This window comes from Cryocola sp. 340MFSha3.1 (genome assembly GCF_000383315.1).
Lineage (GTDB): Bacteria > Actinomycetota > Actinomycetes > Actinomycetales > Microbacteriaceae > Leifsonia.
In genome coordinates this window covers 929,852-943,947 of the sequence record NZ_KB911087.1, presented here as the reverse complement: position 1 = coordinate 943,947, position 14,096 = coordinate 929,852, and the positions used below count along the sequence as shown (strand labels likewise).

13 protein-coding genes are annotated in these 14,096 nt (G+C 68.6%); 9 read left to right on the top strand and 4 right to left on the bottom strand.

Annotated elements, in window-relative coordinates; all coding sequences use genetic code 11:
* The first annotated feature begins 32 nt into the window (after positions 1-32).
* The gene (locus tag H284_RS0104550) at positions 33-482 is read left to right on the top strand and encodes a GNAT family N-acetyltransferase (protein ID WP_018190214.1); all 450 of its coding nucleotides are present in this window, start codon (positions 33-35) and stop codon (positions 480-482) included.
* Between the two features lie 11 nt (positions 483-493).
* On the opposite strand, the gene H284_RS0104545 is transcribed toward H284_RS0104550, so the two are convergent.
* Positions 494-1,525 (bottom strand): serine/threonine-protein kinase, encoded by a 1,032-nt coding sequence (locus H284_RS0104545; protein ID WP_029042816.1) that lies wholly within the window; start codon positions 1,523-1,525, stop codon positions 494-496.
* 282 nt (positions 1,526-1,807) lie between these two features.
* On the opposite strand from H284_RS0104545, the gene H284_RS0104540 reads away from it, so the two are divergent.
* The 3 genes from H284_RS0104540 to trxA are packed head-to-tail and all read left to right on the top strand — an operon-like array spanning position 1,808 to position 4,502.
* Positions 1,808-2,365 (top strand): PadR family transcriptional regulator, encoded by a 558-nt coding sequence (locus tag H284_RS0104540; RefSeq protein ID WP_020075324.1) that lies wholly within the window; start codon positions 1,808-1,810, stop codon positions 2,363-2,365.
* A gap of 5 nt (positions 2,366-2,370) precedes the next feature.
* Positions 2,371-4,089 carry an ABC1 kinase family protein gene (locus H284_RS0104535; RefSeq protein ID WP_020075323.1) on the top strand — a complete coding sequence of 573 codons (1,719 nt, stop codon included), beginning with the start codon at positions 2,371-2,373 and terminating at the stop codon, positions 4,087-4,089.
* A gap of 38 nt (positions 4,090-4,127) precedes the next feature.
* Positions 4,128-4,502, top strand: a complete 375-nt coding sequence (gene trxA / locus H284_RS0104530) for a thioredoxin (RefSeq protein ID WP_018190217.1) — start codon at positions 4,128-4,130, stop codon at positions 4,500-4,502.
* Between the two features lie 1,038 nt (positions 4,503-5,540).
* Here trxA and H284_RS21000 read toward each other — a convergent pair.
* The 3 genes from H284_RS21000 to H284_RS0104515 all read right to left on the bottom strand — a co-directional run bounded on the left by H284_RS21000 (position 5,541) and on the right by H284_RS0104515 (position 7,108).
* Entirely contained in the window at positions 5,541-5,696 is a 156-nt protein-coding gene (locus H284_RS21000; RefSeq protein ID WP_196802821.1) for a hypothetical protein, read from the bottom strand.
* Between the two features lies 1 nt (position 5,697).
* Positions 5,698-6,006, bottom strand: a complete 309-nt coding sequence (locus tag H284_RS0104520) for a hypothetical protein (protein WP_020075321.1) — start codon at positions 6,004-6,006, stop codon at positions 5,698-5,700.
* A gap of 82 nt (positions 6,007-6,088) precedes the next feature.
* On the bottom strand, positions 6,089-7,108 hold the full coding sequence (locus H284_RS0104515; RefSeq protein WP_020075320.1) for a LacI family DNA-binding transcriptional regulator: 1,020 nt from the start codon (positions 7,106-7,108) through the stop codon (positions 6,089-6,091).
* Positions 7,109-7,308: 200 nt separating this feature from the next.
* Here H284_RS0104515 and H284_RS0104510 point away from each other — a divergent pair, with 200 nt between their 5' ends.
* The 5 genes from H284_RS0104510 to rhaI all read left to right on the top strand — a co-directional run bounded on the left by H284_RS0104510 (position 7,309) and on the right by rhaI (position 14,094).
* Entirely contained in the window at positions 7,309-8,622 is a 1,314-nt protein-coding gene (locus H284_RS0104510) for an ABC transporter substrate-binding protein (RefSeq protein ID WP_020075319.1), read from the top strand.
* A gap of 85 nt (positions 8,623-8,707) precedes the next feature.
* Entirely contained in the window at positions 8,708-9,670 is a 963-nt protein-coding gene (locus tag H284_RS0104505) for a carbohydrate ABC transporter permease (protein WP_020075318.1), read from the top strand.
* Positions 9,667-10,500 carry a carbohydrate ABC transporter permease gene (locus tag H284_RS0104500; protein ID WP_018190224.1) on the top strand — a complete coding sequence of 278 codons (834 nt, stop codon included), beginning with the start codon at positions 9,667-9,669 and terminating at the stop codon, positions 10,498-10,500. Before H284_RS0104505 ends, H284_RS0104500 begins: the two co-directional genes overlap by 4 nt.
* A gap of 5 nt (positions 10,501-10,505) precedes the next feature.
* Positions 10,506-12,863 (top strand): alpha-L-rhamnosidase, encoded by a 2,358-nt coding sequence (locus tag H284_RS0104495; RefSeq protein ID WP_020075317.1) that lies wholly within the window; start codon positions 10,506-10,508, stop codon positions 12,861-12,863.
* 67 nt (positions 12,864-12,930) lie between these two features.
* Entirely contained in the window at positions 12,931-14,094 is a 1,164-nt protein-coding gene (gene rhaI / locus H284_RS0104490) for an L-rhamnose isomerase (RefSeq protein ID WP_020075316.1), read from the top strand.
* Positions 14,095-14,096 lie beyond the last annotated feature (2 nt).

Sequence of the window (14,096 nt, the reverse complement as noted above, 5' to 3'; positions counted from 1 at the left end):
CCAATGTCGGTGGATCGCGCTACCGTCCACCCATGGACCTGCGCATCGAAGAGCTGTCGACGTCGAACCTGCGCGGGCTGCGCGACCTGCGGCTCGCGCCCGGCCAGGAGCGGTTCGTCGCGCCGGTCCTCGAGTCGATCGCCGAGGCGTACGTGACGCCGACGGCGTGGCCGCGCGCCATCGTCGGTGACGGTGAGGTGGTCGGCTTCGTGATGGCGAACTGGGATCCGGACAGCGAGCTGGAGGCGTTCCGCGCGGGCATCTGGCGGCTCAACGTCGACGAGAAGGCGCAAGGTCGCGGAGTCGGTCGGTTCGCCGTCAATGAGGTCGCCGCGGAGGCGCGGCGGCGCGGCATCCCGCGCATCACCGTGCTCTGGGAGCGCGGCGACGGCGGCCCTGAAGCCTTCTACCTCGCCTGCGGATTCGTCCCGACCGGGGAGGAGCTGTTCGGCGAGGTCGTGGGTGTGCTCGATCTGACCTGAGGTCGTCTGGATCAGCTGCAGTTGTAGACCGTGACGCCCCAGCCGTCGGCGGTCGTGAACGTCGAGTAGTCGTAGGCGTAGTCGTAGTCGAGGCCGACGATCTGGTAGCCGTGGTTCGCCGCGACGATCTGGAACTGGGAAGACGGAGTACAGCCGGGCGAGTAGTAGCCGCTCGTCAGCACCTGGGGATTATGCGTGATCAGGGTGAAGTCCGGGGGAGGCGGCATGACGCCTACGGGCGGTGTCGCGCCGCCCGAGCTGCGAGACGGGGACGGCGTCGAGTGCTCCGAGTGTTCGGCCGCCTCGGCGGCAGCGGCAGCGGCGGCCGCAGCTGCAGCCGCCGCCGCCGCTGCTGCGGCCGCCGCTGTGTCCACCGCAGTCTGTGAGTCGCGAACCGCTCGCGCTTTGGCGACGATGTCGGCGAGGGCGGGAACGGCGGGCTTACCGGCACGCACGGCGTCGACAGCCGCACGAATGGACGCACTGAGAGCATCCTTCGCGGGCTGGTCAGAGCGGGGGAACAGGTCGCGCAGCGAGGTCGCCGTAGCGTCGATGCCGGGAATCGCCGCGCGGTCACCGTCGGCCGGGATACCGGTCATCACCCCGGCAACAAGGGCGTCCGCGAGTCCCGTCTGCGTCAGCAGTGCTTCCGTCGTCCAGCGGGTCGTGTGCAGCCAGCCGCGTTCTCGCTCCATCTGGTGGCGCAGGGTCAGCGTGGCTGCCCGGAGGTCGTCGCCGGACGAGGTCGATGCCGCTGAGGCTTCCGCGGGTGTCGGATTCTCGCCGGGAGTCAGTGCGATCGTCCGGGCAAGTCCGTCGGACGCAGCGGCCAGCGCGTCGCGCTGACTGGGCAAAAGGAGGCCGTCGGACGCCGTGATCACGGGGTCGAGCGATCCGGCGAGCGCGACAGCGTGCGCGTGCACGGTGTCGAATCGAGCTCGCGCCTCGGTCAGCTGCTCCGACAGGGCGGGAAGGGCTGCGCGTGCGTCCCGGTAGGAGGCGAGCTCGCTGTCATGGGCAGCGGCGGACGCGGATACCGGCACGGCTATCGAAGCTGTGACGGCGACCACTCCGATGACCACTGTGAGGACGGATCGCGGATGCCGGTGCAGGAGATGTGCGGTGAGAGTACCTCCCGGCAGTCCGGCCATTCTGCTCCCTTCGCCGCCTCGGGGTGGAGACGGACAGGGTGATCCTTCCAGACGGATGGACAGTGAGCAATCCTCGGTACAGCCCCAACTCGGGGGTGGCGCTGCAGGCTCTCCCTTCCCAATCGCACATGAACGATATATCGTTGACTATCGCTACCTGATCGAGGAGGCACCATGTCCAACTCATTCCCCACCGGCGGGTTCGGCGCCCGCATGGACCCGGACGCCATGTGGCAGGCGTTCGAACAACTGCGGTCGACGTTCGAGAAGAAGGTCGGCACCCGAATGGGCCGCGGCGATGTCCGCGCGGCCGTCCTCTCGCTGCTCAGCGAGAAGCCGATGCACGGCTACCAGATCATCCGCGAGATCGAGGAGCGCAGTGGAGGCAGCTGGAAGCCCAGCGCCGGCTCCGTCTACCCGACGCTGCAGCTGCTCGCCGACGAAGGACTCATCTCGGCCGAGGAATCCAACGGGCGCAAGACCTACGCGCTGACCGAGGCGGGGCGCGAGGTCGCCGCCGCCGAAGCATCCACACCCTGGCAGACCGGCACGAGCGACTCCGGAACAACGACCGGAGAACGTCGCGGAGCCAACCTCCCGAAGGCCGGCGTCGAACTCGCCCAGGCGGCCGCGCAGGTGCACCGCAGCGGGACGCCCGAGCAGGTCAAGGAAGCCGCCGACGTGCTCGACGAGGCACGCCGGAAGCTGTACGCGATCCTCGCCCAGGGCTGACCGGGGTGACGTCGGACCAGGCGCCCGCCGCGCCGTCGAAGGCTCCGGCGGGGACGCCGGCCACCCGCGCGCGCTACCGCCGTATCCTCCGGTTCGCCGGCTGGAATCTCGCCGTGACCTGGTGGTACGAGCTGTTCCTGCCACGCATCGGGCTCGCCAGCGTCGCCGCGCGCAGCCGGTCGCGGCGGATGCGGAGGTTCGCGCAGCGGTTCCACGGGCTCGCCGTCGAGCTGGGCGGCCTGATGATCAAGGTCGGGCAGTTCATGTCGTCCCGGCTGGATGTGCTGCCGCCCGAGATCACCAGCGAGCTGGAGGGGCTGCAGGATGAGGTGCCGGCCGTCCCGTTCCCGGCGATCCGGGCGCTGGCGGAGGCCGAGCTCGGCGTGCCGCTGGAGAGCGCATTCGCGTTCATCGACGAGACGCCGGTGGCCGCCGCATCCCTCGGGCAGGCCCACCGCGGGCGCCTCACCGCCGAGGTGGCGGCGGAAACCGGGCAGGACGCCGTGGTGCTCAAAGTGCAGCGTCCCGGCATCGACACCATCGTGGATGTGGACCTCGCGGCCCTGCGCAGGGTCGGCCGCTGGCTCAGCCATGTCCGGCTGGTCTCCGACCGCGTCGACGCACCCGGACTGGTGGAGGAGTTCGCGCGCACCAGCCTGCAGGAAATCGACTACCTGCACGAGGCCGCGAACTCCGCGCGGTTCGCCGAAGAGTTCGCCGGTGACGACCGCGTCGCCGTCCCCGCCGTGGTCTGGGAACGGACCACCCGCCGGGTCCTCACCCTCCAGGACGTGACGGCGATCAAGATCACCGACGCCGACGCGTTGCGCGCCGCGGGCATCGACCCCGCCGAGGTCGCGCCGGTGTTCGCCGAGGTGATGTTCGACCAACTCTTCACCAACGGGTTCTTCCACGCCGACCCGCACCCGGGCAACATCTTCGTGACGCCGCGGCCCGCGGTGGCGGGGGAGCGACCCTGGCTGCTCACGTTCGTGGACTTCGGAATGATGGGCGAGGTTCCGGCGGGCACCCGCAGCGGGCTCCGGAAACTGCTCATCGCCGCCGCATCGCGCGACGGGAAGGGCCTCGTCGATGCGATCCGCGACGTGGGGGTGCTCCTCCCGACCGCCGACACGGCTGAGCTCGAGCGCGCGATGACCCACTTGTTCGCCCGGTTCGGCGGCATGGGATTCGCCGAGCTGCGCGAGGTCGACCCTCGCGAGTTCCGGGAGTTCGCGGTCGAGTTCGGCGACGTCGTCCGCTCGTTGCCGTTCCAGCTGCCCGAGAACTTCCTCCTCATCATCCGGGCGATGTCGCTGACCTCGGGCGTGTGCAGCGCGCTCGACCCGGCGTTCAACCTGTGGGACTCGGTCGAGCCGTATGCGGCCCAACTGCTCCGGGACGAGCGCGGCAACCTGGTGCAGGACCTCGGCCAGCAGGCGCTCGAGATCGCCGGGATCGCCTGGCGGTTGCCCAAACGATTGGATGCGCTGGTCACCCGGGTCGAGGACGGCACGGTGGCGGTCACCTCGCCACGGCTCGAGCAGCGGGTCGGCCGGCTCGAACGCGCGGCGCGGCGTCTCGTAGCGGCGGTCGTCTTCGGAGGTGCGATCATCGCCGGAGCGATCGTGCACGCGTCGGACGCGGTGCTCGGCTCGGTGCTGATGATCGCGTCGGTCGTGCCTCTCGCATTCACCGTCTTCACAGGCCGGCGGGGGAGCTGAGCCGGAATACTGCCTGGTGAGCTTGCGTTTCATCCACCATGGCAACCACAGAGATCACGTCGACCAACCACGACCAGGCCGTCGCCGACGGCATCGTGCTTCTCGACTTCTGGGCCGACTGGTGCGGCCCGTGTCACATGTTCGCCCCGATCTTCGAGAAGGCGTCCGAGCAGCACTCCGACATCACGTTCGGCAAGATCGACACCGAGGCCCAGCAGGCCCTCGCCGCTTCGTACGGCATCCAGTCGATCCCGACCCTCGTCGCGTACCGCGACGGCATCCCGCTGTTCTCGCAGGCAGGCGCCCTCCCGGGCGAGGCCGTCGAGAACCTCATCGAGCAGATCCGCGCCCTCGACATGACCGAGGTCCGGAAGCAGTACGACGAGCTGAAGGCGGCGCAGCAGCAGAGCTGAGCGCGGCGACAGCCTCGGGCGCGGCCCCGTCATCCGACGGGGGCCGCGCCTTCGTCGTTTTCGGAGGCGATCCGCGCGGCACGGGATGGGAAGGCCTCCGTTTCCCGCTCGGCTGCGGCGAGTCGAGCCGGAACTCCTCCCTTTTCCTCGCTGCGGGAAAGGGAGGAAACAACGGCCGACACGCCGGGCGGGAGCGCGAAAGGGAGGGGCCGGCGGACCGAGCGACCCGGAAGTCCTCCGTTCGCGGCGCGCGGGAAACGGAGGTCACCGCGGGCGACGCGCCGGGTGCGACCCGAAAACGGATGCCGGAAAGGGAGGACGTCGCCGGGGCGGAGCGGCGGGTGTCCTCCGTTCGCGGCGGTCGGGGCCGATGCGCGCCGGTCATTCCTCCGAAAGAGCGCGCTCGAGATCCGCGATCTCGCCATCGAGCCCGTTGGCGCCTCCGATGCGGAAGCGCCTGAGTTGCGCCGAGTAGACCGCCCGAGCGGAGTCGGTGTCGCACTCGAGCAGAGCGGCGATACGGGAGACGGCAGCCCGGTCGTCCGGGGCGTCCGCGAGAGGTCGCTGACACCGCCGACGGCGGCCACGATCGACGCGAACGTGTTGAACGTGTCGCCGGTGGGCAGCCAGCGGGTCGAGCCTCGTTGACGATGTCGATCGACAGGCGATCGACGTCGGCCAGCTCGCGCGTCAATGCCGGCCAGCGGAGCGCGAGCCCGCCGCGGCGTTCGGCGACGCTGGGGCGGACCGGCAGTGCATGCGGATAGAACGAGACTCGCGCGGGAGCCCCATCCCGGGCGCCATGCACCTGCCCAACCGACCACGACCGATGGTCGCTGGAGACGGGTGCGCCGATCAGCAGGGGAACCCGCGCGGCAGGCGGCGGGCCGAGAACGCGCCAGCCGTTCGGCACGACGTCCCCGCCCTCGAACTCGGAGACCCCGAGCCGCGCCAGCACGTCAACGAGCGGTTCGCCATCGCCGGCGAGGGCCGCCGCGTCAACGTCGTACGAACCGATCTGCGGGGACGTGTCGTCCCTCACTCGACCACCCTGTCGCTCGCGGGCGAATCGCCGGACGCACCCCGCGCATCCCGGATGCCGTCCGCCACCCCGCGGCGGACCACCCAGTAGAGCGCGTACAGAGCAGCGCCGGAGAGGGTAACGGTCAGAGCGAGAGCGCTGAACGGATCCACGTCAGCTCTCCGGGTCGCCGGTTTCGTCGGCTTCCGCATACGCGCGCACCCCGAGCAGGCGGGCGATGTACGCCATCACCACGGAGGCGGCGATCAGGGCGATCCCGAGCGGAAGCAGCGTCTGTCGGACGAGGTCGAGCACCACACTCAAGGCCGTGAGCATCCCCTGGTCCACACGGGTGGATGCATTCACCTGCACGGTGAGCGCATAGCCGACCTGCGGCAGCAGCAGGTTCAACAGCAGGCCGGCCGCAGAGAGGCCGATGCCCCACCACAGCACCACCTTCGGTCGCAGTTTGGATTCGGTCACGAGCGTCCCCCTTCGTCGCGGTGTCCGTGTCGAGACTAGCGGGCCACGCGCCTGTCGCGGCAGAAGCGTCGGGACGAACGCGCTACTCAGCCGCGTCCGCCGAGCTGCTCCCGCGCACGACGAGCTCCGGCTGGTACAGCACATGCCGGGGCTCGAGGTCCGGGTCCTGCGCCTCCTCGATGAGGATCTCGACGCCGGTGCGACCGATCAGAGCGCTGGGCTGCCGGATGGACGTGAGCGGCACGACGGACGCGCTCGCGAACATGATGTCGTCGTAGCCGACGAGCGAGATGTCCTCGGGGATGCGGATGCGGCCGTTGATGAAGAGCCCCTGCAGCAGTCCGACGGCGATGAGGTCGTTGGCGGCGAACACGGCGTCCGGGCGGCGGTTCGCGCTCCGCTGGACCAGCTCCTCTCCGGCCCGTCGTCCCTCCAGCACGGTGAGGGCGTCGACCGGGACGACTTCGAGGGAGACGCCCGGGTGCTTCTCGACCTCCTGCCGAGTCCCCGCGAGACGGTCGCTCACCTGGCGGATCTGCAGCGGGCCGCCGACGAACGCGAGCCGCGTCCGTCCTGAGCGGATGAGGTGGGCCGCCGCGAGAGCGCCCCCGGCCACGTCGTCGACCGAGACGGAGCTGAACGAGTCGTCGCTGCTCACGCGGTCGACCAGGACGGCGGCGATTCCGCGATCCCGCAGCTGCCGCAGCCGGCGTGCGGGGTCGCCGACGGGGGAGAGCAGGACGCCGCGCACACGCAGCTCTTCGAAGAGGTTGAGGTAGCCCGACTCGCGGGTGGTGCTCTCGTTGCTGTTGCCGACGATGACGCTGTAGCCGGCGTCGGCGGCCGCATCCTCCGCCGCCGTGGCGAGGTCGGTGAAGAACGGGTTGCCGCCGCTCAGTGTGACGAGCCCGAGCGCCTGGCTGTGCCCCAGCCGCAGCTGCCGCGCGGCCTCGTTGCGCACGTAGGAGAGCTTCTGCATGGCCGACATCACGCGCTCGACGGTCTCGGGCGCGACGATCTCCGGACGGTTGAGCACGTTCGAGACGGTGCCCACCGAGACCTGCGCCAGTGCGGCGACGTCTTTCACGCTTGCGGAAGCCATGCGATTCCTCCCTGGCTGCGATCGTAGCGGATGGATGCATTGAATCGATCAATCCTGCACGATCGGAACGCGTGTCTTGAATCGTTATATTCCCCGCTTGACGGGAGCCGACGAATGCATTTATGGTCAGTGAAGCGTTTCAAGCGGACCCGAAAATTCCCCCGGGGCGTCGACGCTCACAAAATACAAGGAGGTATTTGATGTTCTCTCGGAGGACGGCGACACGGGTCGCCGCCACGCTCGGCGGCGTCGCGCTCATCGGCGCTGCTCTGGCCGGCTGCAGCTCATCCGGCGGGTCCGGCAGCACCACCATCTCCCTGCTCGCCGCAGGCAACGACCCGGCCAGCACCAGCTTCGCGAAAGACCTGTCCAAGGCGTTCCACAAGGCCAACCCGTCCATCACCGTCAAGGTCGAGACCCGCCCCGGCGGAACCGACGGCGACAACCTGGTGAAGACGCGCCTGTCGACGGGAGACATGAACGACGTCTTCCTGTACAACTCCGGTTCGCTGTTCCAGGCTCTTCGCCCGGACAGCCAGCTCCAGCCCCTCACCGACGAGTCGTGGGCGAAGGATGTGACGGACGACTTCAAGAACTCCGTCAGCACCGACAAGGGCCTGTACGGAGCGCCGACCGGCACCACCTTCAACGGCGGCATCATGTACAACAAGAAGGTCTACGAGAAGCTCGGGCTGACCGTTCCGAAGACCTGGAGCGAGTTCATCTCCAACAGCGAGAAGATCAAGGCCGCCGGAATCGCGCCGATCATCCAGTCGTACGGCGACACCTGGACCAGCCAGCTCTTCGTGCTCGGCGACTTCGCCAACGTGAGCGCGCAGGACCCGAACTGGGCCAAGGACTACACGGCCAACAAGGCCGACGCCAAATACTCGAAGGAACCGGCGTTCGCCGGGTTCGAGCACACCCAGGAGGTCTTCGACAAGGACCTGCTGAACAAGGACTACGCGTCGCTCACCAACGTGAACGCCCTGAAGATGCTGGCGACCGGTGAGGGCGCGCAGTATCCGATGATCACCGCGGTCATCAGCAACGTGCTGCAGAGCAACCCGGACCAGATCAACGACATCGGCTACTTCGCGATGCCCACCGACGCGGGCGAGCCGCACGCGACCGTCTGGGAGCCCACCGCGGCGTACATCCCGAAGTCGACGTCGGGCGACAAGCTGACGGCCGCGAAGAAGCTGGTGGCCTTCATCAACACGTCCGAGGGATGCGACATCCAGAACAGCGCAGGCACCCCCGCCGGGCCGTTCGCGATCAGCACCTGCAAGATCCCCGACGACGCCCCTGCGCTCGTCAAGGACGAGCTGGCCTACCAGGACGCCAAGAAGACCGGGCTCGCGCTCGAGTTCCTCTCGCCGATCAAGGGCCCGAACCTGGAGAAGATCCTGATCCAGGTCGGCTCCGGGATCTCCTCGGCCAAGGAGGGCGCCGCCCTCTACGACCAGGACGTCAAGGCCCAGGCCCAGCAGCTGGGGCTCAAGGGCTGGTGATCCGCCCGGCCGGGTCGGCGGATGACGTCGGCCCGGCCGCAGGCACCCGGTAACGGCCACACGAGACACTCGACGAGGAGCGGACATGTCGACGGCTACCCCTTCGACCGCGGCACAGGCGGCCGAGATCCTGACGGACGTGAAGAGTCCAGGAGGGAGGAGGCCCGGCGGGCGGAAGACAGCACGCAAGGCCACGCGGTCGCACTACCCGACCTGGTTCTTCATCCCGGCGCTGGTGCTCTACGCGGTCTTCTTCGCCATCCCGTCGCTGTCGTCGTTCTACTTCTCGCTCACGCGGTGGTCGCTGTTCGACGCCCAGTTCATCGGGTTCGCGAACTACGTCCAGTTCTTCCAGGATCCGCAGCTCTACACCAGCTTCATCCACACGCTCGTGTACGCGGTCCTCACCTCCGGAGCCAAGGTCATCATCGGCTTCTTCCTCGCCCTGCTGCTGACCTCCCCGGTCGTCGGTCGCGGCTACCTCCGGGCCATCGTGTTCTTCCCGGTGCTGCTGTCGACGATCGGCGTCGGCATCCTGTGGAAGGCACTGCTCGACCCGTTCCACGGCATGGTCAACGGGGTGCTCGGGTTCTTCGGGCTCCCGCAGCCCGGCTGGTTCACCGACCCCAACCTGGCGCTCTACACGATCGCCGGCGTCGACATCTGGAAGGGCGTCGGCATCGCGACGCTCATCTTCATGGCCGGCATCGTCGCCATCCCCGGCGAGTACTTCGAGGCGGCGAGGATGGACGGGGCCAGCGGCTGGCGCATCCTGCGGGATATCACCATCCCGCTCAGTCGCGGTGCGACCGCGACGGTCATCATCCTCTCGCTCATCGGCGGGCTGCGCTCGTTCGACATCATCTGGGCGACCACCGGCGGCGGTCCGGGCTTCACCAGCGACGTGCTCGCGTCGGTGATCTACAAGCAGTACCAGGCGGGCTTCTACGGCCTCTCGACCGCCGGCAACGTCGTGCTGTTCCTCGTCGTGACGATCATCATGGTGCCGCTGTCGTCCTTCCTGAACAGAAAGCAGGTGGAGCTGTGAAGCGGCAGCGCATCCGTTCCTGGACGATCGGGATCATCGCGATCGCGGTCTCCGTCATCGTCTTCCTGGTCCCCCTCGCCTTCGTGCTCCTGCAGGCGGCGAAGACGCCGGACGACGCATCCAGCCTCGCCTTCACCTGGCCGAAGGAGTGGAGCTTCTTCCCGAACCTCGTCGCGGTGCTGGAGAGCGGCGACGGCCTGATCTGGCGCGCGTTCTTCAACTCGGCCGTCCTGACCGTCTTCTCGGTCACACTCATGGTGATCATCGCGGCGATGGCCGGCTACGTGCTCGCCCGCAAGCGCAGCAAGTGGGGCCCGGTCGTCAACTTCTTCGTCCTCGCCGGCCTGATCGTGCCGCCGGCGGTCGTGCCCACGATCTGGGTGCTGCAGGGGCTCGGGCTGTTCAAGACGATGCCGGGCATGATCCTCATCGAGACCACCTTCGGGCTGTCGTTCTCGATCCTCATGTTCCGCGCGTTCTTCGGGACCGTCCCCCGCGAGGTCGACGAGGCCGCAGTGCTCGACGGTGCCGGACGGGTGCGGATGTTCTTCCAGGTCATCCTCCCGCTGCTCCGGCCGGTGATCGTGACCGTCATCGTCGTGCAGTCGGTGTTCGTCTTCAACGACTTCCAGAACCCGCTGTACTTCCTCCCCGGCGCCGACAACGCGACGGTCCAGACGACGCTGTACAGCTTCGCGGGGCAGAACCTGAGCTTCTACAACCTGCTCTTCATGGACTTCCTGCTCATCACCATCCCGCCCCTCGTCGCCTACATCTTCTTCAACCGGCAGATCATCGCCGGCATGACGAGCGGCGCGGTCAAGGGCTGACCGCCATGCTCGCCGACACCGCCACGAGCACCGACACCGCCATGTGCACCGACACCGCGAACGACACGACACAGAACCGGAGAGACAACGCAATGAACTGGCACGCCCTTATGATCGCCGCTGGAGAGACCTTCGACGGAGCACCGCTGCTCCGGCGCGAGTTCGCGCTCGAGACGGGACACGGGGCGGTGACGCGTGCGACGCTGCACCTCACCGCGCACGGCATCGTCGAGGCCTGGATCAACGGCCGCCCGGTGTCCGGAGACCTGCTCACCCCCGGCTGGAGCGCCTACGAGTGGCGTCTCCGGTACGCGGACTACGACGTGACCGAGCTTCTCGAGGACACGTCGGTGCTCGGGCTCGCCCTCGGCAAGGGCTGGTTCGGCGGCCGCCTCGGCTGGGCCGGCGGCGGTTCGTACTACGGCGACAGCCTCGGTGCGTTCGCCCAGCTGGAGGTCGAGTTCGCCGACGGCACGACGCAGCTCGTCGTGACCGACCAGGAGTGGACCTCCGGCCCGAGCGCCGTGCTCGCCAACGACCTGTACGACGGCGAGACGATCGACGCCCGCCTGCGGGACGACGCGTGGAAGAGGCCGGGCTTCGCGGGCGACGGATGGATCGGCGTGCGCGAGCTCGAATTCGACACGGCGTCGCTGACGCCGTATATCGGCCCACGGGTGACCCGTTGGGCGGCGCTGCCCGTGCAGGAGATCACGACCTCCCCGTCGGGCAAGACCCTGGTCGACTTCGGTCAGAACCTGGTCGGCTGGATCAAGCTGCGGGTGCAGGGCGAGGCCGGAACGGAGATCGTCGTCCGGCACGCCGAGGTGCTCGAGCACGGCGAACTGGGTACCCGTCCACTGCGCAGTGCGAAGGCCACCGACCGCTACATCCTGAGCGGCGGGGTCGACGAGTTCGAGCCGACGTTCACCTTCCACGGCTTCCGCTACGCCGAGATCGAGGGATGGCCGGGCGAGCTGAAGGCGGAGGACCTGACGGCGATCGCGATCGGCTCCGAGCTGACGCGGATCGGCGAGTTCCGCACCTCCGACCCGCTGCTCAACCAGTTCCACGAGAACGTGGTGTGGGGGATGCGCGGCAACTTCGTCGACGTGCCCACCGACTGCCCGCAGCGCGACGAGCGTCTCGGCTGGACGGGCGACATCGCCGCGTTCGCGCCGACCGCGGCGTTCCTCTACGACGTCGACGGGTTCCTCTCGGACTGGCTGGTCGACCTCGACCTGGAGCAGCAGCACCACGACGGGATCGTCGGCTTCGTCATCCCCGACATCCTGAAGATGATCGACCAGCCGACGGACTTCGGACCGGTCGATTCGACGGCGATCTGGAGCGACGCAGCGGTCTGGGTGCCGTGGACGCTGTACCAGGCGTACGGCGACGACGCGGTCCTGCGGCGGCAGTTCGGCTCGATGGCCGCCCACGTCCGTCGGGTGGAGTCGCTGCTCTCGCCCGCCGGGGTCTGGGACACCAGCTTCCAGTTCGGCGACTGGCTCGACCCGGACGCTCCGCCGGAGGACCCGGCGAAGGCGAAGGCCGACACGGGCGTCGTTGCGACGGCCTGCGCCTACCGCTCGGCGACGATCGTCGCCGAGACCGCGAAGCTGCTCGGCCGCACCGAGGAGCAGGCGGAGTTCGAGGCCCTGGCCGCGCGCCTGCGTCAGGCGTTCAACGCCGAGTACGTGCGCGACGGCGTCGTGAAGAGCGACTGCACGACCGTGTACGCCCTCGCCATCGTCTTCGGGCTGCTGAGCGTCGCGGACGAGGAGTTCGCCGGCACCCGGCTCTCCGAGCTGGTCGCCGAGGCAGATTACCGCATCTCGACCGGATTCGCGGGCACGCCGTTCATCACCGACGCCCTCACGCAGACCGGCCACCTGGACGACGCCTATCGACTCCTGCTCGAGCGCGAGTGCCCGTCGTGGCTGTACCCGGTGACGATGGGTGCGACGACGGTCTGGGAGCGCTGGGACTCGATGCTGCCGGACGGCACGATCAACCCGGGCGAGATGACGAGCTTCAACCACTACGCCCTCGGCGCCGTCGCCGACTGGATGCACCGCGTCGTCGGCGGCCTCTCGGCCCTGGAGCCCGGCTACGCCCGCGTGCTCGTCGCACCGCAGCCCGGCGGCGGTCTGACCGAGGCAGAGACCTCGCTGGCCACCCCGCACGGCACGGTCAGCGTGCGGTGGTCGCTCGACGGCGACGACCTCACCGTCGATGCCGAGCTTCCCGACGGCGTGGAGGGTGTGCTCCGGCTCCCCGGACGCGACGACCAGACCATCGGCGCCGGGCGCACGACCGAGACGACCGCCCTCCCGGCGGTCGCAGACGTGGCCCGCTGACCGGCGACCGCTCCGACCACAACCGCGGCCGCGCATCCCGCAGCGGCAGAGAGAAAGCGAAACTCCCATGACCCTCCCCGTCGAGATCCGGGACCAGCTGGCGCTGCAGGCGATCGAGTTGCCGAGCTGGGCGTTCGGCAACTCGGGCACCCGGTTCCGTGTGTTCGGGACGCCGGGCACCGCCCGTGACCCGTTCGAGAAGATCTCGGACGCCGCGCAGGTGCACAAGCACACCGGGCTCGCGCCGACGGTCGCGCTGCACATCCCGTGGGACCGGGTCGATTCGTACGCCGATCTGCGGAAGCACGCGGAGGACAACGGGGTCGAGCTGGGGACGGTGAATTCGAACACGTTCCAGGACGACGATTTCAAGTTCGGTTCGGTCACCCACGCGGATGACCGGATCCGGCAGAAGGCGATCGACCACCATTTCGAGTGCATCGATGTGATGAACGAGACCGGGTCGCGGGATCTGAAGATCTGGCTGGCGGACGGCACGAACTATCCGGGTCAGGATTCGATGCGCGCCCGGCAGGACCGCCTGGCGGACAGTCTGCAGAAGATCTACGAGCGGATCGGCGAGGGTCAGCGGCTGGTTCTGGAGTACAAGTTCTTCGAGCCGGCGTTCTATCACACGGATGTTCCGGACTGGGGGACCAGCTATGTCCAGACCGCGGCGCTGGGCGACCGGGCGGTGGTGTGCCTGGACACCGGCCACCACGCCCCGGGAACGAACATCGAGTTCATCGTCATGCAGCTGCTGCGGCTCGGGAAGCTGGGGTCGTTCGACTTCAACAGCCGGTTCTACGCCGATGACGACCTGATCGTGGGGGCGGCGGACCCGTTCCAGCTGTTCCGGATCATCTTCGAGGTGATCCAGGGCGGCGGCTACGCCAACCCGGAGGTGGCGTTCATGCTCGACCAGTGCCACAACCTGGAGGCGAAGATCCCGGGCCAGATCCGTTCGGTGCTGAACGTGCAGGAGGCCACGGCGAAGGCGTTGCTGGTGGACACCGACGCGCTGGCCGCCGCGCAGGCTGCGAACGACGTGCTGGCCGCGAACACGGTGTTCATGGATGCGTTCAACACCGACGTGCGTGCCGACCTGGCTGCATGGCGGGAGTCGCGCGGGCTGCCCGCGGATCCGATGGCCGCGTACAAGGCCTCCGGGTACCAGGAGAAGATCGAGGCCGACCGCGTCGGCGGCACCCAGGCCGGATGGGGGGCCTGAGC